At 49.0% G+C, this 22,865-nt stretch carries 20 protein-coding genes; 3 read left to right on the forward strand and 17 right to left on the reverse strand.

The annotated features are described in order from the left end of the window. Nucleotides 1-248: 248 nt before the first annotated feature. Nucleotides 249-3,335 carry an RHS repeat-associated core domain-containing protein gene (locus tag VF575_04540; GenBank protein HEX8182838.1) on the reverse strand — a complete coding sequence of 1,029 codons (3,087 nt, stop codon included), beginning with the start codon at nucleotides 3,333-3,335 and terminating at the stop codon, nucleotides 249-251. Nucleotides 3,336-3,785: 450 nt separating this feature from the next. On the opposite strand from VF575_04540, the gene VF575_04545 reads away from it, so the two are divergent. After that, nucleotides 3,786-4,478 carry a glycerophosphodiester phosphodiesterase family protein gene (locus tag VF575_04545; protein HEX8182839.1) on the forward strand — a complete coding sequence of 231 codons (693 nt, stop codon included), beginning with the start codon at nucleotides 3,786-3,788 and terminating at the stop codon, nucleotides 4,476-4,478. On the opposite strand, the gene VF575_04550 is transcribed toward VF575_04545, so the two are convergent. The 13 genes from VF575_04550 to VF575_04610 form a co-directional block, all read right to left on the reverse strand. Beyond that, the gene (locus VF575_04550; protein HEX8182840.1) at nucleotides 4,479-5,639 is read right to left on the reverse strand and encodes an FAD-dependent oxidoreductase; all 1,161 of its coding nucleotides are present in this window, start codon (nucleotides 5,637-5,639) and stop codon (nucleotides 4,479-4,481) included. A gap of 437 nt (nucleotides 5,640-6,076) precedes the next feature. Then, nucleotides 6,077-6,538 carry a GtrA family protein gene (locus tag VF575_04555; protein ID HEX8182841.1) on the reverse strand — a complete coding sequence of 154 codons (462 nt, stop codon included), beginning with the start codon at nucleotides 6,536-6,538 and terminating at the stop codon, nucleotides 6,077-6,079. After that, nucleotides 6,535-8,175, reverse strand: coding sequence for a glycosyltransferase family 39 protein (locus tag VF575_04560; protein HEX8182842.1), 1,641 nt, complete (start codon nucleotides 8,173-8,175; stop codon nucleotides 6,535-6,537). Before VF575_04560 ends, VF575_04555 begins: the two co-directional genes overlap by 4 nt. Further along, nucleotides 8,175-9,728, reverse strand: coding sequence for a glycosyltransferase (locus tag VF575_04565; GenBank protein HEX8182843.1), 1,554 nt, complete (start codon nucleotides 9,726-9,728; stop codon nucleotides 8,175-8,177). Before VF575_04565 ends, VF575_04560 begins: the two co-directional genes overlap by 1 nt. A 10-nt stretch (nucleotides 9,729-9,738) precedes the next feature. Beyond that, nucleotides 9,739-10,953: a glycosyl hydrolase family 8 gene (locus VF575_04570; GenBank protein ID HEX8182844.1), complete on the reverse strand. Its 1,215-nt coding sequence runs from the start codon at nucleotides 10,951-10,953 to the stop codon at nucleotides 9,739-9,741. Between the two features lie 10 nt (nucleotides 10,954-10,963). Then, complete coding sequence (locus VF575_04575) at nucleotides 10,964-12,523, reverse strand: glycosyltransferase (GenBank protein ID HEX8182845.1); 1,560 nt, start codon at nucleotides 12,521-12,523, stop codon at nucleotides 10,964-10,966. Nucleotides 12,524-13,133: 610 nt separating this feature from the next. Further along, nucleotides 13,134-13,862: an ABC transporter permease gene (locus VF575_04580; protein ID HEX8182846.1), complete on the reverse strand. Its 729-nt coding sequence runs from the start codon at nucleotides 13,860-13,862 to the stop codon at nucleotides 13,134-13,136. Continuing rightward, entirely contained in the window at nucleotides 13,859-14,794 is a 936-nt protein-coding gene (locus tag VF575_04585; protein HEX8182847.1) for an ATP-binding cassette domain-containing protein, read from the reverse strand. The genes VF575_04580 and VF575_04585 overlap by 4 nt, the downstream gene beginning before the upstream one ends. A gap of 74 nt (nucleotides 14,795-14,868) precedes the next feature. Beyond that, nucleotides 14,869-15,876 carry a tRNA-dihydrouridine synthase gene (locus VF575_04590; GenBank protein ID HEX8182848.1) on the reverse strand — a complete coding sequence of 336 codons (1,008 nt, stop codon included), beginning with the start codon at nucleotides 15,874-15,876 and terminating at the stop codon, nucleotides 14,869-14,871. Nucleotides 15,877-15,926: 50 nt separating this feature from the next. Further along, nucleotides 15,927-16,355 (reverse strand): hypothetical protein, encoded by a 429-nt coding sequence (locus tag VF575_04595; GenBank protein HEX8182849.1) that lies wholly within the window; start codon nucleotides 16,353-16,355, stop codon nucleotides 15,927-15,929. 59 nt (nucleotides 16,356-16,414) lie between these two features. Then, complete coding sequence (locus VF575_04600) at nucleotides 16,415-17,566, reverse strand: ABC transporter permease (protein HEX8182850.1); 1,152 nt, start codon at nucleotides 17,564-17,566, stop codon at nucleotides 16,415-16,417. 10 nt (nucleotides 17,567-17,576) lie between these two features. After that, nucleotides 17,577-18,335 (reverse strand): ABC transporter ATP-binding protein, encoded by a 759-nt coding sequence (locus tag VF575_04605; protein HEX8182851.1) that lies wholly within the window; start codon nucleotides 18,333-18,335, stop codon nucleotides 17,577-17,579. A 118-nt stretch (nucleotides 18,336-18,453) separates the two neighbouring features. Next, entirely contained in the window at nucleotides 18,454-18,651 is a 198-nt protein-coding gene (locus VF575_04610) for a hypothetical protein (protein HEX8182852.1), read from the reverse strand. Between the two features lie 223 nt (nucleotides 18,652-18,874). On the opposite strand from VF575_04610, the gene VF575_04615 reads away from it, so the two are divergent. After that, nucleotides 18,875-19,555, forward strand: coding sequence for a hypothetical protein (locus VF575_04615; protein HEX8182853.1), 681 nt, complete (start codon nucleotides 18,875-18,877; stop codon nucleotides 19,553-19,555). Nucleotides 19,556-19,754: 199 nt separating this feature from the next. Here VF575_04615 and VF575_04620 read toward each other — a convergent pair whose 3' ends face one another. Next, on the reverse strand, nucleotides 19,755-20,351 hold the full coding sequence (locus VF575_04620; protein HEX8182854.1) for a hypothetical protein: 597 nt from the start codon (nucleotides 20,349-20,351) through the stop codon (nucleotides 19,755-19,757). A gap of 232 nt (nucleotides 20,352-20,583) precedes the next feature. On the opposite strand from VF575_04620, the gene VF575_04625 reads away from it, so the two are divergent. Next, on the forward strand, nucleotides 20,584-21,882 hold the full coding sequence (locus VF575_04625) for a Mur ligase domain-containing protein (GenBank protein HEX8182855.1): 1,299 nt from the start codon (nucleotides 20,584-20,586) through the stop codon (nucleotides 21,880-21,882). A gap of 17 nt (nucleotides 21,883-21,899) precedes the next feature. On the opposite strand, the gene VF575_04630 is transcribed toward VF575_04625, so the two are convergent. Next, on the reverse strand, nucleotides 21,900-22,232 hold the full coding sequence (locus VF575_04630; GenBank protein ID HEX8182856.1) for a nucleoside triphosphate pyrophosphohydrolase family protein: 333 nt from the start codon (nucleotides 22,230-22,232) through the stop codon (nucleotides 21,900-21,902). A gap of 41 nt (nucleotides 22,233-22,273) precedes the next feature. Continuing rightward, on the reverse strand, nucleotides 22,274-22,849 hold the full coding sequence (locus VF575_04635; GenBank protein ID HEX8182857.1) for an L-threonylcarbamoyladenylate synthase: 576 nt from the start codon (nucleotides 22,847-22,849) through the stop codon (nucleotides 22,274-22,276). Between the last annotated feature and the right edge of the window lie 16 nt (nucleotides 22,850-22,865).

The following is a 22,865-nucleotide window of genomic DNA, read 5'->3' on the forward strand; positions in this document are numbered from 1 at the left end:
TATGCATTCCTTCGAATGACAAATTGAATCCTGCACCACCGCCTATCTCAAGGCTGCCGTCCGAACAAATTTTCCCACCTACTCCAGCGTATCCTGATAGGTCCCCGGTTAAGCACCCGTAGTCAATGCATAACCAATTATGAATATATACTATTTCTTCTTGTGATCATTTTGCTTACGTTTTATCAGATATATAAGAACAAATAATGAGAAGAGTAATAAAAACTGTATTAATTTATCGTAATCCATTATTTGCAAAATCCTCCTCCGTAAATTGAAAATGCTGAGTATCCTCCGCCAACAAATAATGACGCTAAGCTACTAATAGGTGACGCATATGTAATGAACGCTACAGATAAATCTGCTGCAAGTTTATCCGCATTAGAGCATGCGCCGCCGCTTTTGAATGAAAATCCGCTGCTCAATTCACTCGTCCCCAAACAGTCACTACGGGCCGTATAAGTACACGGTGCATATCCACTCGGGTCTATGAGATTCACCGGATTCGCCCCGGCATACACATACCCGTACTCTACTCCGCTAGGATCGAGCTGTGTCCAACGAGCATCAGTAGAATTGTAGTACCGAGCTCCCATTTTGTACAGTTGTGTTTGGTAGTCGTAGTAGGCTCCAGCGTAGCGCCAAGGATTCTGGACTGAGCCAGTTGAGCTGAGTAGCGTACCGTATGGGTCGTAGTCGTAGGTATTTTGAACGGTGCCGTTTATGTCAGTAACTTTGACTATGGAGCCACGGAGATCAGTCAGGAAGTAGTAGGCTGCGCCGTTGACGACTTCGCCAACTACCGGACCATCGCCGTGCGTAGAGTGCGTGTAGTATCGGGTGTTCGTACCGGCTACGTCACTGTATAGGCCTAGGATACCGTTATGCTGCGCGTCGGCGCCGATCTGTGTACGGTCGGTTTGCCCGACGTCCGCGTAAGATGCGGTAATGGTCGGGTTGCCGGCTGGCGTAAACGCCGTTGTCTGGTTTTTGGCGTTATAGCCCATATTTACCCCGCGGCCGAGCCAGGTTTGGTTGCCGGCGGTGTCAAACGTACCCCAAGGATTGCCGGTTGCGGTCACGATATGGTTCGAGACATTGAAGCCGTACAGCGAGCTATAATTACCGTTTTTAGAATGTTGTGTCCGGTTGCCGTTGGCGTCATAGGCATAGGTATAGCTGTTCGCACCGGCACCGACGCCGTTTACAGCTGTCAGCCTATTAAGCCCGTCATATACGTAGTTACTCGTCCGACCAAGGAGGTTGTTGGTTTCGGACTGAAGCAAGTCGGAATCTTTGTTGGCTGTAGTGGTATATGATCCGGTGAAGTGCGTTAGCACGGTTGCGCCCTTCATAGCTTTTATTGACGTTTTTCGTCCGGCATTGTCGTATGTCATCGTCTGCGTGATACCGCCGGGCAACGTCATGGCTGTCATGCGCCCATCAGTAAAGGTAGCCGTCTGTGTCGCGCCGTTGCTAGATTGGTTAATACTTGCCAGCTGATTAGCATTGTCGTAAGTGTACGTAGTTGTTCCGGCAGGACCAACTTCGGTCAATAAGTTTCCGGCTGCATCATACGTATAGTTTAGGCCTGGTCTGTTCGGCTGCCCGAGGTAAACCACCCGATTAAAGACATCGTGAGTGTAAGTGGTCGTGCCTGACGCATCAATACGCTGTATCAAAGTCCCGTCGGCGTTATAGTCATAGTCAACGACCGAACCATCTTTGGCGTACGTAGCAACTGTGGGGCGATCGGCGTTATCGTAATCAATCGTGACTTTAGACCCCACGCCATCAGTGACAGTTTTCACGCGCGCTAGGTTGTCGTATGTATAGTCGGTTCGTCCCATTGGTCCGGGAGGTACGACCTGAATTAAGTTACCGTTAGTATCGTAAGAATACGTTGTCAAGTTGCCGCGCGGATCGGTCATAATGCAAAGCTGACCGTTCTTACCATTACAAGTAATTATGCCTCCTGAGCCGTTCGAATCGCCTTGATACTTGTATGTAGTGGTCGCCATGTGAGCGCCACTAGCACTCGCTTTTACTTCGCTGGTCACACTCTTGTTGGTATTGTAGGTGTACGTGGTGGTATTTCCCGCTGAGTCTATAGCCTTTGATGGTAGGTGTGGATGAGTAGTATTGTTATATTCATAGGTAGATTTAGAGCCGGCAACTCCACCGGTTGTCGTAGGATTCTGTCTGGCTGTAAGATTATTAAGCGTATCAAAAGTTGCTGTCTTAATTTGAGCAGATGGGTCTTTGATGGCTGTCTGATTATTGTTAGCATCCCAGGTAGCACCTCGGCTTTCACCAACTGCATCTATGATATCTATCACCCGTCCTCCAGCGTCATAGGAGTACGTCGTATTGTGGCTTAGCGGATCGCTCACAACTGTATTGTTCGTGTTATACGTGTAGTTATATTCCGCAACGGCAGTCGTATAGTCTGCATATTTGATTTTGGTGACCCGGCTAGCCGCGTTATACACAATGGTTGTCGTCTTACCACTCGGCGTATCAATCTGGTTCAGTCCGTAATCGTTCGGGAAGTAGAACAGCTTCCACACACCACCCATAGTGTCAGTCAGACCAGTCAGCTTGCCACTAGTATACGTATAATTGACTGTCCGTCCTGCTGGATCGGTAATAGTACCGATATTAGTACCTGAGTAATTCGTAAACGTCGTTATCTTCCCTTGCGCGTCGGTCGCCGACGCCAGCGTGCCATTAGTATTATAGGCATAGGTAAGCTCTAGTCCTGCAGCGTCAGTATGCTTGATTTGCTTGCCTGCCGCATTAAAGATGTAAAATTCGCCAGTTTTATTGAAGGTCAGTTTCCAGCCACCACCAGTAACTACACTTAACTTTGCCTCAGTATATGCGGCCGGGGTAGTGTATCCGCCGGCACCGTTGGAGAGAAATGTGACACGAAATCCAGATGGTCCTTGGTACGTGGCTGACCCATTGGCATTCGCCGTAATAGTAATATCTCCACCGATACTTAAAGTGCCGTTCATGCCCACCTGTCCTGAGCCACTGCCAAGATTGTTATAATAGCGGGTAATATTTAGGTCGGGACCAACGCTGGCTACTTTTAATTCCTCAGATTTCAGAATAAGGTTACCGTTAGCTACATTGACATCAATACCGACGCGGTCAGTTAATGGCCGAGATTGTAGTGTTTGGTAGGGTAAATCGCCGAGAACTAACGGCCCTATTGCCTGTACTCCAGTCTGGCTCGTAGTTAAGACTACTGCCGCTACAACAGTCAGTCCAAGGGTCATGAGAGATCCGATCGCGCGGTATGGATGCTTTACTATTGTTCTCGCCACACTGCCGTGCAATCGATAAACTTTATGTTTAGCAAATATCGCTCGATGCATTTTCCCACCTAACTGTACTGTTTAAATTGCTTACCTAATTTCAATATATTCCTGGTTACGCTTTAACGCAAACAGGCAATAAGTGACAGATATCACATTTGATTTTTTACGGTAATGAGTTAAAAAGTATTATCTAATAATGAACCAACATCTGCGCTTCCCGTATATCGGATGAACTAGTAGTTATTAGCGGATCATCGAGTGTAAATCGCGTTATTATTACTGAATATCCATTATAATAATAGGATCTAATGGTTCAAGATTTCTTGCTTCTCTGATACTAAACCTAGACACCACCAATCAACCACTCATCAATGCTCAATCATTGACTTTTCATAGCGCTTGTGGTAACATGCGCTTAGTTAACACATAACACACTAAAAATTTAAAACCACAAATATGCACATCATTGCCCACCGCGGCGCAAGCGGTTATCAGCCCGAAAACACTTTGGCCGCTTTCCAGAAAGCAATCTCACTTGGTGCCGACATCGTAGAACTTGATGTGTTTGTTCTGCGCACAGGCGAAGTCGTTGTCATGCACGATGATACCGTCGATCGCACCACAAACGGTAGGGGTAAAATCAGGGATTATAGCCTGGAAGCCGTGCGCAAACTCGACGCTGGGGCTGGCGAAAAAGTACCGCTACTAAGTGAAGTATTTGATCTTGTCCATAAAAGAGTCCGTATAAATATTGAGATGAAAGGCAGGGGCATAGCCCGGCCTGTCGCTGAGCTGATAGCCGTATACGTCGATGAAAAAGGCTGGAGCGACAGTCAGTTCATAGTATCGTCGTCTAATTATACTGAGCTGAGGCGCTTTGCACAGTTGCGCCCGACAGTGCGGATCGGGACGTTGTTCAGAGGCAGCCCTCCTTACAGACGCGTTTTGACGAACCGCGACTATGGTTTTTCTGCAAACCTAGCTTTGGCAAATGCAACGGCCCAAAGCATCCGAGAGGCTCACAATCGTGGTCTCAAAGTGTACGTATATACCGTGAACAGCAAGCGAGATGCTCAGCGCTTGCGGTCGCTCAAAGTTGACGGCGTGTTTACCGATTATCCCGATCGAATATTAGCCGCAGTCGCCTGATTATCGAGGTACTGTCGCCTGCTCGCTACTTTTGCTATCAATGAGATTGACAACCGCTTCTGCCATCCGGCGGGATAACGTCACTTTGCCGCCCACGATACTGACAAAATTATCGATGCCCTGTTCCGCATGGTCTAGTACATCATAAGAACGGCTAATAGACCGGGAGCTACGATTATTTCTGGTATCGTGTTTGTCCATAAGCGGCCGGACACCGGCATAGGCAAACCGGATCATTGCGTTTTTTAGGGCTGGGATCATCGTCACGCCTTCTCGCACCAATAGACTGATTTCTTCGGGCGTCGGTTCGCAGTTGTCTGGGTTGGCAATCACGCGTGATGTGGTACCCATGATACTTTGGCCCGCATGCGGAGCAAGCAGGTCGCCGTCACTTTCCGGACGGCAACGGTTGAGAACCGCCTTGTTGTATTCGCGCTCAAACATGACCATCGTGCCCTTGTCGTATATCATCGGTATCTCGAGACCGACCATCTCGGCTATCCGGTCTGCCCATACGCCGGCTGCGTTCACGACGTAGTCGCAGGCGACAAGCTCCTGAGTATCCGCCCCAATATCGCGCAGTATTACGGAGGAGATGCTGTTATGAGACTTTTTGAAGCCAGTCACAACATGGTTGGTCAGGAACGTAGCTGGCATATCCGCCTCTACTGCAGCTATGCGGTTCAGGCGCAACAACTCTACGCCGTCGATAAAGCCATCGGGGACAGTAAAAGCAGCTTTGAGAGATTTCGACAGATGCGGCTCGGCATGCAATGCTTGCTCAAGAGTCAGGCTTTTGACCTCTATACCGCTCTGTGCACAGGCGTGCATGATGGCATGGCTATGAGCAACTTCCTCATCGGTAAGCGCCACGAACATACCTCCTGTATCGGTGATAGCCGATGGTATCAGCCGCCGGAGCAACTGATTTTCCTGGAAACATTCCGCTGCCACTGCCGGGTCGCTGACCGCGTAGCGGGCTCCACTATGCAGGATCCCATGAAAATTGCCGCTCGTACCGCTTCCCAGCTCGCCGCCGTCTACCAGTACAACATCATAACCACGCGCGGCAGCATCCCTGGCAATACCGGTCCCCGTGGCACCACCGCCGATAATGACTATTCGCGGTGTTATTTTGCCCTTTTTATCTGATGTGGCCATGTCTATCAGTTTACCATTGCTCTGCAGCTTTCAGTTGGTTTAGACTCGACTAATACGCTTTATGGATTAACTTGTGAGCACACATAGCCCTTACCCTTCTAGAGTCATGCGCAAATTTTGTTCTCTATTATTTTGCAAATGTATACATATATTCGCAAAATTTAGAAAACAGGACCAAAAATATACAGCGCAAGGCAGTTGCGTATAATGCAGCTGCAAAGTCTTTACTTATAATTACAAAAGGAAGATAATGACAGCACCAATCGTTGTAATAAAACACTCAATATGAACACTATTTTGCAAATGCTCGGTCTTCGAACGCTATGTTGTAACACTAAAATGTTCGCGTGGCACCACGACAAGTTCTACTGTATTGGTTGCAAGCAGCCGATTCCACTGCGTCATCACCCATTAGCATAGCATCCACATGGGCGGTGCTATGACTTGCGCGTGCCAGTATCGTTACTATGAGCTTCCGTGTTTTGTGCCTTGAAGATAACTTTGCTGTACCAGAGGTAATTCCAGACCAGGCTGATACCGGTTGCCAGTAATTTCGGCAATAGCGTGCTGACGATTTCACTGTATGAGCCAAGCAAAGCACTTTGACCAGACAGAATGGGCTGTAATAGATGGTTGAAGCCGTATATTGCTAGAGTCTGCAGTACCCAGACACCGAACAACGTCACGACGATGAAGAGTGCGAAATTACGTACCGTCCACTGCCGCGTCTGAAATGTGTACCTGGAATTGAGTATGAAGCTAAAGACCAGCGCCGCACTCGTACCGAGTATGTTTGCAATGACTATCGACCCAGTAGCCTGGAAAACAGCATAGTATATACCGAAATCAACCAGCGTATTCAGTACGCCGATTACAGCAAACTTGGATTTTTGGTTCACAGTGCTTCCTGAGACTCCAGTGATCCAACGGCCGGAACGGTGTAGTAACCGACCTGGTAAACATAGAGCGTCAGGCCTGGCGAGTATGTCTTACGGCTGATCTGCTTAAAATTCGTGAGGTAATACTGATAGATCGTGTCTTCATAACCCTGATCCTGGCTGAGTAGCAGGTAGATGTAGCGGTGGTTTTTATTTAATTCCGCAACCTGACCCGGTAGCTTCGCCCTGTCGAATGCTGGTATTGAGCCGGCCTGCGAACGATTCCAGTTCGGAAGTGTCGCGATCTGTGCATCACCGCGGTAATAATACTCGAATGGATAAATGGTAAATGGTGCAGACAGGACGACCACATCCTGTGGCTGGATTGAACTATTAATATCCATGGCAGCTTGGCGATAATCTTCCTTGACCGGAGTACCGGAGCTGGTCGCCTGGACCGCCGAACCGGCGATTGTTGTTACGAATAGCAGCGCAACAACAAAGGCGGCGTACTTTTGGCGGTAGCGACTAAACAGATAAACGATCATGATGAGCACCGGCGGGACGATAGTCGCCATGTACCGGCTGAGGAACAGCGGTGTGATGACCAAACTAATGGTATACGCCAGTAGTACCGGAAGGATGCTGACTGTCGCTATAAATTTCAGTTCTGATGACAGACCACGACTGCGGCGCACCGCTACCAGGGCAATCAGCATGACAACTGGCCAGGCCGATAGGATGAGCGTGTTGACTGTATTGCTTTGAAACCCGAAAATAATCTGTGAAAATACGTTGAAAAAATCAACAGTCGAAGGTCGCGGCAGTTGCGGCCTGGTGCCGCTGGCTGAACCGAGCGAATAGACGTACATGAGCCACGGCAGCAAAGACAGTACGACGGCGACGGCGACGGCAATAAACTTTTTGAATGAACCGGGCTTAAATTGTTTACGATTGTAGAGGTAATAGAGGGCTTCGGCAGCCAGATTGAACATAAAAAAGTAGTGCGAATATGCGCCGATGATTGCCGTTAGTCCATACCAGAACCAGCCCTTGCCGGTTTTAAGAATCCGTAGATAGAACAATTGGTTGAGGGCTGTCACGAAAAGCAGCAGTGTATACATGCGGGCTTCACTGCCATACCAGCTGAGGAACGGTGAAAAACTGAAAAGCAACACGACGATTAGCGACCAATTCCGAGAGAGCACGTGTCGGCTGAGCAAATATATGACTGGCACGGTTGCCATGAAAAAGCCGAGTGACAGCAAACGTGCGGTTGTGACATCGCCACCGAATATCGTGATGACAAAATGCAGTATCAGGTGATACAGCGGCACGTGAACGTCACGGGCAACGACGTTCAGTACCCCGCCTAGCGAATGGCTACTCTGCCACAAGCTCTGTGACTCATCGAGCCGCAGGCTGAGATGCATGAAAAAGTAATAAGCAATGGCGGCAATCCCGGCCATGCAGCCAACGATGACAGCTGGCGTGAGCATAGTATCAAGCGCCCGGCGCCAGCGGCTAGTACTCGCGCTCGCATCGGTAGCTGTCGTTATGGCGGCCCGGTTCGGAGCATCAGTCTGTGTGCGCAACGGAGACTTCAGAATATTGGACTGCGTTTTTGATCGTTTTGTAGCTACATTTGTTTTTGACATTACGATTTTATCTTTCCAGCAGAAAGTGGCTTGTTAGTTTTCGTGAGTGATAGTCCGAAGAAATTCCGAACAAAATTCTGTGGTAAAGAAGCTGCAATAAACGGCAGAAACACAATGATTGTCACGACTGCCCACGATAAGTTGGCAATCAGCGAAGCGTCAAAACCTTCGCGTCGAATACCGACGATTATACCGACTATGGTCAGTGCAATGTAGATAAAGTGCGGAATAACCAGGTAGCTGAAATTACCTTGCTGCTGGCTTTTGGGAGTTACCGCAAAGGCTGTTTTCTGATTCAGCAGGACACCGACGATGGCCCGCAGCTGCAGATAGAACGAACTCAGTGAAAAGGCGATCGCCGCATAGGTGTACGTGAAGTTACTGCTCTTTTGCAAAGTGTACAGATTCAGGAATATGTATGGCAGGAATATCATCGCCACCGCCATCGTCTCAGTATTGATAGCCGTGATCCCGGTATACAAGAAAATGAGCGGAATCATCATATCAATGAGGACAATGACACCCGACAGATAGTAGCTCGCGGAGACAAGGTACTGGATACGCTGTGGGAACGTTAGTCCACGCATAAACAGCGGATTGTACTTGAAGATCACTTCGAGGCTACCGCGCGTCCAGCGGAACTGCTGCTTGTAGTAGCTTAGGAAATCTTCTGGTGCTAGGCCCTCGGCTAGGACCTTTGGTACGTATCGGCTGTGCCAGCCCTTAGCATGGATGAATAATGAAGTCAGGAAATCTTCGGCAATGTTGAATTCGCACATACCGCCCGCTTCCAGGATGGCCTCACGGCTGACGACCATATTAGTGCCACACATGAATGCTGAACCAGTGCGGTTTTTGCCTTTCATAATTGGACCGAAGAACAGCGTTTGCTGGTCCCAAGCGGTTTGGGTGACAAAGTTTACTTTCTGGTTGTGGTAGTACTGCGGCGTCTGGACGAAGCCCATGCGCTTGTCCTTGAAGTACCCCATGGTTTCCCGCAAGAATGATAGGTATGGTACATGGTCAGCATCGAAAACGACGAAGTACGGGCTCTTGGTTTCGCGCAGGCCATTGTTGATGTTACCGGCCTTGGCGCCGCCAGGAGTCCGGCGTGTAATGCTAGTGATGCCGAGCTCGTCAGCTAAGGCGTCGATTTCCTTCCAATTATCCTTCTTTGCGACGTAGCCATCATTCAGCAGAAATACTTTGAAGTTCGGATAGTCCATAGCTATGGCAGCGCGCGCCGTTTCCCGGACGATTTCAACCGGCTCGCCGCACACGGTGATGAAGACATCGACTGGTTTCGCAAAGCGCGGGTCGAAGGCTGGCTCCGGCGCTGAGCCCCAAACGGTGTAACAGTAGCCGATAACCTGGAATAGGTGGAATATTTCGCCAATGATCAGACCGGCAAACAGGACGTTGTTACCGTGCGAAAATCCAAAGGTAATCGCCAAAAAGTAGATAGTCGCCATAATGGCGTTCAACACGATAAGTTTTTTATCAGCAGTACCGTTCAGAAAGGCAGTTTGATCCTTTTGTATAGTTGCAGTCATGTTCGTTTCCTTAATAGTTTTCAAGGGCTAAATTCGGTAAATTATCAGTCATCAGGGCTATGCCAAACCACGCCCAGTTACTATCGTAGTAACTCAGGTTAGTTCGAGCTTTCTGGGTGTCGGGATTGTAGAGGGTCTGTAGTTTTTGCTGATATATTTCTTTTGCAGCCTCTGGCTGAACCAGCTTGAAGTAGCCAATTGACCCACCGTACATAGCGGGTGTTTCATAATTCCCGACAACTGTGCCGTCGTGGGCGTAGATAGCTTGGAGCTTGTTGTCTGACTGCCACTCGCTGTCCAGAAACCCAAAGTGCTGCAGGACGATCTTTGCTCGTTCATCCTTGTTCCAGGCGTAGTCGAGTGCCATACGGAATGGAATACGTAGCGCGTCGAAGCCGTAATTGGTATCGAGGCCGGCCTGCGTGGCAGGCACGAATGCGCCAGTTTCGATATTCATCTTAATCCAGTTCGGTGGCAGTTTACTGCTGGTGGTGCTACCGAGTGTATCCTCGCTGAGTTGATTGAGCAGGTCATACGAATGATCGGCCAGCCCGGTCCAGTCATGGCTAGGGTCAACTTTTGCAAATAATTTATAGCTGGACGGTGCAAAATATGACGGATTGACGACGACTTCAGTTTCAGCGTTTTTCTCAAGGTCGTCGGCCGTCATGACAGGCTTGCCAGCTACCATTACGACCTCTTCATTCCAAATACTAGTGATGATTTGCTTGGCCTGGTAAAGATATTTTGCATCGTTCCAGCGACTGTAGGCCATCATGAGGCTCAGCGCAATGTCAGCGTCGGCATCAGATGCCGTGTTTTGACCACCAATATCAGTCAGAATACCGTATGATCCGTCCAACTTTTGACCATATTTCCAGGAAAACAGATTGTCCTGCGGCCGTTGCATATTGTTTTTAGTAAATTCCCAACTTTCATCAAACGTGGTCCGATCATCCTGCCAAACGGCCCGTAGCATCGTATAGCTCTGGCCCTCAGAAGTCGTAATATTGTTTTGTGACTTATCAATCGTCCTGTTTGAATTTGGCTCAATATTATTGACTTTATAATCAGCCCAGAGTTCGTTCAGCATAGCTTTCTCGGAGTAAACGATCGGTGCATCAGATCGTGTGGCATTATTATACTTCGTATACACAAGCGACGCTGACACAGTAAGGAGTAAGCCTACAATTGGAATAAGTAGTAATTTCTTGGAAGTGTTCATAATTTATAGCTTATTTCTTGGCAACAATCGGTTGAACTGAAAATGTTCGATTCTTGAAGTACAAAACGTATATGGTTAGAATACTGGCTAAACCAGTAAATATCAAACTAAACACCAATATTTGCGGTAGACCCATTGATTTGATGGCAGTATATACACCAGACTGGCGAATGGCGGTTGCAGGACCATAGGCAGGCACGTCGGTTGGACGAACATTGCTTGCGGATTGCATAAGTACCGGCGATTCATTTGACGTACCAGATACATTCAAGGCGCTTTGCGTCTGGATCATGTAGTTTTGGCGTGCAGGTTGCTGTGAAACAGCTACCTGTGCAGTCGAAGTGGGCCGTGAATTCTGCGACTGAACCGGCTGAACTGCGTTAGTAGCAGCCGCGACCGGTTGAGTAATTATCTGGGCTACAGGAGCGGACTGAACCGGACTTACTGGCACAAGCGGGTTGTTGCTACTTACGTGTTCTACGGGTAGCACATCGATCATCGGTGCAGCACCAACAGACTGTGGCAATATACTGGCAGTACCGGTATTTGTTGGTTCCGGCACCGTGACAGCTGGTAGCGCTGGAGCGACCGTAGCCGGTACTGGTACGTCGACAGCTGCAATTGGTGCCTGCTCTACTGTCTCGGCTACGACATTTTGGACAGTAGCGATCGGGCTGATTTGATTTAAATCTGCAAAGGCAGTTTGCGGATTAAGTCCACTGATGGCGACAGACAAGCCGACGACGACTGCAGCCAGCGATTGTCGCACGAAATGCATGTTGGAGCGTCTTCCAGACCGCAGTGAGCGGATCGAAGTGTTGGCCCGCAGTACAACTGAGGCTTTTGCCAGTTCAAAAGCAACATTTAATACTTTGACCTTCGTCAGCCCGTTTTGGCGTTCTGAAAACGGAATTGGATAAGACAAGATTCGGCGGTGGTTTTCGAGTGACTTAACCAAAAACTCCAAATCGAAGCTCCATGGTGACGGCGTCAGTTCGAAATTCTTCAAAATGTCTTTGCGGAATAGCTTTAAGCCTGACTGCGTGTCAAAGCGAATACCGAACAGCATCTGAGCAAAAATGAAATTGAAGACTTTTGAGCTTAACTTACGCAGCACGCTCGTGTCATTAGTATGGCGTTCACTGACAACGACATCAGCGTTTGTGGACTGCAGCAGCTCATACATAGGAGCAATCGCTTCGGGTGGGTACTGCAAGTCAGCGTCAATCATGAGAAGTAATGGCGCCGAAGCCTCATCAAAACCTTCCAGCAGCGAGTAGGCCTTGCCTGGCTTGCCAGCTTTTGTCAGCGTGCGCAGCCATGGCTTAGCATCGGAAGTGTAGGCGCGACTCAGCGTATCGTCTGTCGAGTGATCATCGATAATAAGCAGTTCGTAAGCAAGTCCCGCCTCCGTTAAATTACGGTGTATGCGGTTACAGAGCTCGACGATATTGTCTGCTTCATTCAATGTCGGAACTATTACTGATATAGTCGGGCTGTGTTGCATGTCCGGTAACTCCATTGTTATGCATGTCAGCAACATATGTGCTGCATACTTAATACGTCTCATTCCAATATTACTATAATATCACAATGTCGTAATAATATCAAGTAGTTGTTTTTATTTCAATAAGATATTTTACTTTACCTTGTAAACTATCAGTTATGTTTATGTATATATGTTCATAACATGTACATTCAGCCATTCAACTAAATTAATGCAGCTGGTAAACCGCGGATCGTCGAATTCTGTACAAACCGTAGCGTCATCTTTTAGGCCAATGTATGTACGGTATGCCGATGCTGTTGTCGACATGACATATATTGACTGAGCGAAAGTATAGTATGCAATAATTAAAAATTGCTGAAGTAATCATAAAAGGCTTTTAGACAATAAGTCTGTTCTATACCTTTCATGATGCATATGCTATGATAACTGAGTAAACATTTAACACAAACAACAATGAAAAAATCAAAAACCAGCGGCATGAAATATGAGTTCATGCCAAAACCCAACTACAAAAAACCCAAGAAATAAGAGTTGCTTGCACATTTGCAGTAATGTTTGCTGTCTATCTACAGCTATGAGCACGCATGATTAGGGATCGCTATGTGGCAAAGCTCTTGTCGCAACATATATTTATACGTCCAAAGCTCGTACGAAGCGGCGCCGTGATGTATCAATTGGCGTCGCGACGTACAAACAGCAGCCAGGCTATCAGCCAGCCGGCGGCAATGTAGGCAAGCAGCACGACGAGCGCATTGGGGTAACTTTGAGGATTTTGCTGGAGTACGCTACCGAGCGTACTAAATGGCAAATATTTGGCATCGTCCTTCAGTAATAAACTCAGCAGCATTTCACCCAAGCCCGGCACCAAAAACAGACCGGCGATAGCACCAACTTGGCTGCGGACAATTGTTGCGATGATAAGTGCCAGCATGGAGTAACCCCATACAAACAAGACGGACCGAAGCAGCAGCTCTGCAAATGGAAAATCTTGCGGTGTGAGTGACAGGCCTCGCATGTGCAGCCCCAACTGCGTCAGGTACGGCGCGGCACTGCAAGCCAGCGCCGTGACGACAATAGCAAAAACAGATACAACCAGAATTTTTGCAAACAGCACGTAGCTGCGACTGGCGGCCGATGTCAAAGAGTATAAAATCGTGCTATAGCGGTACTCATGAGTCATGAGCAATACGCCGGCAAGCGCAACAAACAAACTTATACCCTGGGCTACCGTGACGACTTCGGATGCCAACTTTTCCGGAGAAGCGACGCCCGACGCCTGACGAAATCCTTCGATATAAAACGCATAAAATATAGTTATTGCGGCGCAAATCAGCAAAAAAATGTACGTTGAACGAACGGTAAGCAGCTTACGAAATTCAGCTCGGATTGCAGGAATCATATTGTGGTTTTCTCCTTGCCGGCGGACGGGGTATCCTGATGTGTTTTATATTCTTGGGCATTGGCCGTCAACTCTAGAAAAGCATCTTCGAGCGACGCGGCATGGTTGGCGAGCTCAAGAACTGTGATACCGGCACCGAAGGCTAGTTGACCAATATCGTCAGTCTTGGCTCCTTCTATTTTTAGGCCGCCGTTTTCTGAGACGTAAACAATGTCTTGGCTGCGGAGTGCTGCTTCAAGCCGTGCGCTGTCGCTCGCCCGCACGAAGACTGCACTATGGCTACTGCCACTGATGAGTTTACTGATGGAAGTACTGGCAATCAGTTTGCCCTTACCGATGACGATGATGTTGTCAGCCATCTGCGACATTTCACTCAGCAAATGGCTCGACACAAAGACTGCGTTGCCCTCGTCAGCATACTGCTGCAGGAATTTACGGAGCCAAGCAATACCTTCCGGATCAAGACCGTTAGCCGGTTCGTCAAGCATTAGGTATTTGGGCTTACCGAGAATTGCGGCTGCGATACCGAGCCGCTGCGCCATGCCAAGCGAAAACTTTCCAGGTCCCTTTTTGGCAACTTCGCCGAGTCCTACAACGTCGAGGACTTCATTGACGCGGGAACTTGGTATACCGCCGGCGTCTGCCAGCACCTTGAGATGATTGCGGGCCGAACGTGTCGGATGGAAGGCCTTGGCCTCAAGTAACACACCGACAACCTTGGATGGTTGTGCATAAGCCTCCAACGGTTTGCCGTCATAGGTGGTCGTACCCTTGCCGCTATCGAGACCGAGCATCAGGCGCATTGTTGTCGATTTACCGGCGCCGTTAGGCCCGAGGAAGCCAGTAACTTTGCCGGTTTCCACTTTGAACGACATATCATCAACAGCAATTTTGCCGCGGTACGATTTGGACAGATTATCGGCAGTTATCATAAGCTCTACTATAGATTACTGGGCTTGTAATTACCACCTGCCTCTGTCCTATGCACAGAACCGTATCTAGGCAGTTAACGGTTCTTGCTGAGCGCCTGGAGCGATGTCAGCAATTGCGCAGTTGACTCGGATGCCATCAACTGCTCGCGTAGCTCATGCGCGCCATCAAAGCCATTAATGTATATTTTGCAAAATTTATTGAGCGTATAGACGGGGCGTTCGCCGTCTCTCCAGGTGGCCGCGAATAGCTCGACATGGCGCTGGTATAGTGCAATCTTCATGTCACGGCTCCACGACTGCCACGGACTCGTCTCGGCAAACACAAACGGATCATGGAATACGCCGCGGCCGATCATGATACCGTCGAGGCCGTATCGCTCCGCGAGTTCCATGCCGTGAGCGTGGTCCCGAACGTCGCCGTTGCCAACAATCAATGTATCAGGTGCAATACGATTTCGCAGCTGCCTTGCTTGGCCGATCAGCTCCCAGTCGGCAGGAACCTTGCTCATTTGAGCACGTGTTCGGCCATGGACCGTCAGCATTGCCAGCTGTTTTGATAGTAAAAACTCGATCCATGTCATGTCAACTGCATTGAACCCGACCCGTGTTTTGACGCTCAGAGGCAGCTTGCCGTCCAGTCCGCGCTGTGTTGCCTCGATAATGGCTGACGCCAGCTCGCGGTTGTTGATAAGGGCGCTACAGGTGCCGTTACTGACCTCACTCTTGGCGGGGCATCCCATATTGAGGTCGATGCCGGCATAGTTAACTCCCTCAGGCAGTCCGAATTCGCGTGCCAGCGTACCATCCGCCACTTGTCTGGCTACTGCTTCAAAATTGTCTGGCTTCAGCCCCCATAATTGAAGTATAAGCGGCCTGTCGATAGTCGTAAACCGGGCTTTTTTCAGCAGTTTTGAGCGGCCGACGCTCATGAGGCCATCAACGTTTACAAATTCGGTAAAGTACATATCTGGTGGCGCACAGCTCGCAATGATGCTTCGAAACACGGTGTCAGTGACATCGTCCATCGGCGCCAGTACCAAAAATGGTGTGGGCAAATCTAAATAGTTGGCGGATTGCTGCATTACATCAATTCTAATCTGTTTGTTACGTATTCTACATGGGTTATTTTGTTTTACTGGTGATGCCGCTCACGGTGAGCTCGTTGCAGTGCCAGTAAGTGACGATACTCATCAGGATCGCCAGCTGCATCCAAACGCGCCTTGCCGGCGACGACATCCCGTACGGCTGCGGCACCTCTGGCTAACATCACTTGTTGTTCGGGCGTAAGTTCTATGCGCGGCGCATTCCAGCTCAGGTCAGCCGCACTGTCAGGAATCTCTGGGAATGCTCGTCCGCCACGGCGGGAGAGGTGTGGTACACGAGGTGGCCGATCGATCATAGGAGTTGGTGTTCGATATTGGGGGAAATCGCCTTCAATCAAAGCATCTGCGAGGTACTGCGGAAAACCGCCACCGTCTATCAAAGCATCTCGTCGATGCTCGGCAGGGTCTCTGAGTGGGCAATCAGGTGGTTCTATAGGATTTTCATGACGCAGTGTCATGATCTATTTATACCACAGAATAGCAAATTATGCAATGGTACTTATGTTTGACTCCAGTGCTATTCCCAGCGGAATACTCGGAAGGCGACGGCGTAGATTACAATTGTCCATAGAGCCATCAAACCGAGCTGTGCGCCGATGTCAGTCAAGTGAGCACCCTGAGTCGTCAGTAACCGAATACCATCAATCACGGGTGTTAACGGCAAAAAAGTCGAGACATTCTGCAACCATTCCGGCATGGCGAAGCGCGGGAAAAACGTACCTGACAGGAACAGCATTGGGAACACGACAATGTTACTCAGCGGTGCCGCCTGACGCTCGTTCTTGGCCCAGCCGCCAATAGCCAGCCCGATGCCGAGAATAGTAATAATACTGAATACAAGAAACAGAACAATTTCCAGGTAATTGCCGATGACATTGAGATCAAAGATCAACACGGCGACAACGAACATAACTGCCAGGCTGACCAGTCCGATAATTGCTTGAGCAATCATCGTGCTTAGGAAGTACTGCCAGACTTTAAGCGGCGTTGTGTGCAGGCGACGCAGAATTCCCTGCTTCTTGAGTTCCGGAAAGACGTTGATAGGCCCGAAGATACCCATACCAACAATGGCAAAGCCGAGTAGTCCGGCAAAGGTATAGTCAAATGGCGTCAGACTCTTTTGGTTGGTTTGCTTGGTTTCGACGCTGAGCGGCGGATTTACGCCGGTAAATTGCTGGTTGAGTTTGGCAAATTGTCCTTGCAGCGCCGTACTCAGTCCCTGCCCAGCTTGAGCATTGTTTTGAGTATAAGACACGACGGCTTTACCAGTAGGGCATTCGGAACGGCGGCCTTCGGCGGCACCAGCAGACGCACCGCACAATGTTGTCTGACCGAAATCTTTTGGCAAGGTAATAGTTGCGTCCAGTTGGCCCTTGCCCATCCGGTCGGTTGCTTCGACCTGCGATGTGACAGCTTCGTCTATTTTGATAACCTGGCTTTTAGCTAGGTCTTTGACGAACTGCTTAGAAAACTCACTCTGCGATTGATTGATGACCGCTACCTGGAAATTCGGTGAACTGTTGCCGCCGGAGATACCGCCAAATACAAATAGAAAAATAAGTGGAAATAATATGCCGAAAAAGATGGCTAACCGGTCACGAAAGAAGCGCCTGGTGTTGAGCCGGGTAAATACCAGGACGGTGAAAAGCGAAGTCCGAAGTTTGTCCATAATGCTACGATTAGTCCCTGAGCGCTTTGCCCGTTAAATCAATAAATACGTCTTCCAGATCAGCTTGTTCGACGTGTTGAGACTTTTTGAAACCGCGCTTCAACAGTTGCTGAATCAAATTTTTTGGCGTATCGATGGCAATGATCTTACCCTTATCCATGATAGCGACTCGGTCGCAGAGCAATTCCGCTTCGTCCATATAATGCGTCGTCATAACAACCGTTACACCTTTGTCACGGATTTCCTGAGTTAAGTCCCACAGGTTACGACGAGCCTGCGGATCAAGCCCGGTGGTTGGTTCGTCCATAAAAAAGACTTTGGGGCTGTGCACGAGTGCTGCCGCGATACTGAGGCGCTGGCGCTGGCCGCCAGAGAGGTTTTCGGCGTAACTATCTGATTTCTCGCCAAGCTGTACGTCATCGAGAAATTCGCGGGCGTTGACCTTCTGGCCGTAAGCTGCGCCAAAGAGTTCGATAATCTCCGTTAGTTTTGTCTTGTCCTGAAAGGCTGGCGCCTGGGGCTGGACGCCGACGATCCGTTTGACGCTGTCGGGCTGCGATGCGACATCGAGACCATCAATGGTGATACTGCCGCCGTCAATCGGCCGCATTGTCTCGATCATTTCCAGCGTCGTCGTCTTGCCAGCACCGTTTGGCCCGAGAATACCGAATATTTCGCCGCGTTTGACCTGAAAGCTTATGCCATCAACAACTGAAGTGCCATCGTAGATTTTCCGCAGATCTTTAACATTGAGTATTATGTCTGTCATCTGCGTCAATTATACCAGAAATTTATACCATTTAAGGATTGGCGCGCGGTCGGAGAGGTGGTGTTTACGCAATAAAACCGGCCGCAATGGGCCGGTTTTATTCTAAATGCAAAGTTTGCTATTTCTTGTTGCTGACAGTCAAGAATCCATTGCGTGGGTTTTCTTTGACGACTTTTCCATCAGGCAGGTCGACAGCTTCTGGGCGCTCGTCCTTGCTGAAGTAGTAGATCGGCTGTTCTTTGCCGCCGCGAAGTGTGACCTTCTTGGAATTTAAATAATATGTGACACCCTTCGAATTTGTGTGCTTGTATGCCATGTGAGTTACCCTCTCTTATGGTTGTCTCGTTAGTTGATAGGTCGGCCAAGGCGTAACACCTCAGTACCCCTAAAATACTCTTGAGAGATTTTACTTGTCAACCATTTCTTACAGATTAGCTCCACTTTGAGGCTAATCTTGCTTGGTGCTAGCGAATGTATTACACTAGGGATACTGTAACCATAATAAGTTTCGATATAAAGTAGGGGTAGGTACACACACGATGGATTTTAGAGGCCGAATGAATCAAAATACGCCTGTTACACCGGCACAGCCAGCGAACAGGGGCAACAACGTATCTAGTGCGACGAGTACTGGTAGTAGCTTTAGTAATTTACACAAACAACCAGGCAACAAGCTATTTAAGATCGGTTCCGTGGCTTTATTATTTTTTGCAACCGCTTTGGTTGTCGCATCGATAATCATGCTAGGATTCGGCGGCAATAATTCACAGCAGCAAGCTGTACTGAAGGACAAATACCAAGCAGTCTTCTTGAACAATGGCCAGGTATACTTCGGAAAAGTGAACTCCATTAATCCAAAAACTGTCGACCTGCGTGGTATCTACTACCTTCAGACGAACGGTAGCACTGACACGACCACACAGGCATCAACCGCGTCAACCAATGTTTCGCTCGTTAAGCTCGGTTGTGAACTGCACGCTCCATACGATCAAATGCTGATCAATAACGATCAAGTTATTTTCTGGGAGAATCTGCAGGACAGCAGCCAAGTCGTACAGGCTATCACGAAATACCAAAAAGACAACACTGGCAAGCAGGCATGTAGCACAGCCAGCCAAAACTCAACACAGCAGGCTCCATCAACGACCGCTCCTGCGACCACTGCTCCAACGACAACAGCACCAGCTCCTGCGACAACACCTACTATCAAAAAACCATAATAAACAAACTGTTACAAATAGCTCCTCGTACGAGGAGCTATTTTATTTGAGCGTACCGAGACCCAGATAGCCTAACGCGTACTGTGCGGAGCTCGGTGAGCAGCATGGGTTAGTAGCATTACTCGTGGGCGCTTGATGTCAGCAGAGCTGATATATCTCAGTATTGAATTGTAATATGTCGCCAGCCGTAGCTGTATGTTTAGCGGCGAATGAACAGTCGGCGCGCAACCCAGAGAGCGACGGACGTGACCAGCAATGTGATTGTCGCAAGCAGGCTCCATCCAGCAACATCAGGCGACCACGAAGGCGAGACAAAATCATATTTATATAAGCTGTCTGGTATGGTCTTCGGCGCATTCGCACCATGCGTCGAAACATATTCCTGAATACACGGCACACGGTTGCGGCCGGAAAAATCCGTGCTATTGAGGCCTTCACAATGCTTTTGAGCGTCGTTGTATATCTGTTCATTGCTCAGCTGACTGTTATTCGCGGCCTGAAGACGTTCATAGGTGTATTTCAGTTGAATTGGCGGATAGACGGCGTTACGGCCAGGCGTCAGGTCTGTATTCATGTGCGAGGTGACGTATTGTTGTAACTCTGTCAGGGCACCGCGAACATCGCCATTATCTTTGTCGGCCTGGTAGACATCGGAACGAAGCGTGACCATCGTCAAATTATTAGTTCTAAGACCATTGATGCACACAATACTGCTTATGGCGGCGGCCGTAAGGAAGTAAACGGGTTTTGCGGCCTTTAATGTGCCGATGTAGGCAGTTGCTTTATGTTTTGTCATCTTGGTTATGATTATACCTGAATGGCCCGCATTAACCCGAATCTCAAGAACTTCCACCTTGAGTGGCAACCTGCGGGGCGGCCCTTAGAATTATTTTATCCCTAAAGATAAAAAATTTTAGGGGCGGACAGGTTGACGAGGCTCATGGAGAAATTCTCGAGATTAGGATTTATTACTGCTAGCTCTTACCCGGCACTTGCGACTTACCGTATGATGATTAATACTTAAGTCTATGCATATTTTCTTTTCAGGCATTGGCGGCACAGGACTAGGCCCACTGGCACTGATTGCCCATCAGGCGGGCTATACAGTATCCGGCTCGGACAAACAAGATTCGCAGTATATTCATTATCTGCGTGATCATGGCATCGAAAATATTGAAATTGGACAAACTGTCGAACAAATCGAGGCGATCCACGCCAAACGTCCGATTGACTGGTTTGTGTATTCGTCGGCAGTTGCAATCGAGAATCCGGACGCTCCGGAGCTGCGCTTTTGCCATGCCGAGCATATACGGACTAGCAAGCGTGATGTATTGCTCAATGTTATTCTGGCTGACAAAAATCTCAAACTCATAGCCATTGCCGGTACGCACGGCAAAACCACCACGACGGCAATGGCGATCTGGCTGCTATCACAGTTAGGCATCCCAGCTAGCTATTCAGTGGGCGCTAAAATATCATTTGGCGAAATGGGACATTATGACCCTGCCAGCCAGTATTTTGTCTATGAGGCTGATGAGTTTGATCGAAATTTTCTAGCTTTTCAGCCATATATGTCCGTTATCACGGGCGTTGACTATGACCACCATGACATATATCCGACTATTGAAAACTACCAAGCTGCCTTTCGACAGTTCGTGGATCAGAGTTCAGAAGTTGTCATGTGGAAGGAAGATTTTGACAAGCTTCGTCTGAGCGCTAGTCCACAGCGCTTTATTGTCGGCAAAGAAGATGCAGCTATCGACGAACAGCTGCATCTGCCTGGTGAAGTCAACCGTCAGGATGCCTGGCAAGTCGCTGCCGCCGTCCAGCTGATCACCGGACTTCCCCAAAATGAGCTTATGGCGCATTTAAACGCCTTCCCCGGCGTTTCACGCCGCTTCGAACAAATCATACCGCATTTATATAGCGACTACGCCCACACGCCGCCAAAGATTCGCGGTACGCTCGAGACTGCCCAGGAAGTAGCCGGAGACAATCCGGTAATTGTCGTTTACGAGGGTTTGCACAATACCCGGCAGCATTTTATCAAGGATGAGCTACGGACGCTGTTTGACGATGTCGAGCATGTCTATATCGTGCCGAGTTATTTAGCCCGCGAGGATCAGACGCTGCCGCTGCTATCCCCTAACGACCTCGTCGGGCTGCTCAGCGAGAAGGCTCGGGCCAAAGCGACACCTGCAGCGCTGGACACTGCTCTAGAGCAGATAATCAAATCACAACGAGCCGCCGGGGCTACCGTTGTGTGCATCAGCGCCGGTGGTGGTGGCAGTCTCGATGAATGGCTGCGCCAAAAATTTGCAGTCTGAGCATCCTAGGACCGATATTATCGATTGTCGCCAGCGCCTTTTTGTACGCCGCGCTGCTTGCGGTCGAGCAGTTTTTGCAGATTTTGCTCCATAAGCGTATCGAACGACAGTCCGAGCTTGTCGGCTAAGACGGCAATATACCAGACGACGTCGCCTAGTTCTTTTCCAAGTTCCGCACGATCCTCTTCAGTGATTTCACCGTTTTTGTAAGCAACAATTTTCTTCCATTTCTCGATGACTTCGCCGGCTTCACCGGCCACACCCATAGCCCAAATCGTTGTATCCATCAAGGGGTCCGGATTGGATATCGCCGTTGTGAGCGCCTGTTTTTGATATTCATCAAATGTCATAATTGTATTGTCCCTTTGTGCGCCTAAATTGATTAGTATTATTAATTTATTGTAACAGCGCCGCTGCGCAGCACCTCGACAGCGTCGTCGACGATCCGGATAATTGTCGATGGTTTGTTGGCCGAGACATCGCCGCCGTCGACATAAAAATCAACGGTAGTCCCAAAATAATCCTGGGCCTGCGGCACGTTGACGGCTGGCGGTTGGCCGGGGTGATTAGCGCTGGATGTCAGCAGCGGACCGGTCTGTCGCAAAAGATCCTGTATGCTCGGTATAGCCGGAATACGTACCGCCAGACTCTGTACGCCTTGATGCAAATATTCCAGTTCATGCCAGGATGGAATGACGACACTGACGGCGCCCGGCCAGTACTGCATAACCGGTGTCAGGTAGCGGCGTTTCAGGCCAAGCTCTACTAATTGGTCTACGTCTGCCGCGATAACGGTGCCGGGCTTATGCTCGCGGTGCTTTAGCTCATACAGCCGAGCGACAGCAATCGGATCGTCGGCACGGCAGACAATGCCGTACACCGTATCCGTCGGCAATACGCCGACAGCGCCGCTTATAAGTTGTTGCGCGACAGCGGAGTCTGAAATAGAAAACAGTGTATCTGTCATAGTTTCTAAGCTGTAC

Source organism: Candidatus Saccharimonadales bacterium, assembly GCA_036388415.1.
In the GTDB taxonomy this organism is placed as follows: Bacteria; Patescibacteriota; Saccharimonadia; order Saccharimonadales; family UBA4665; genus UBA4665.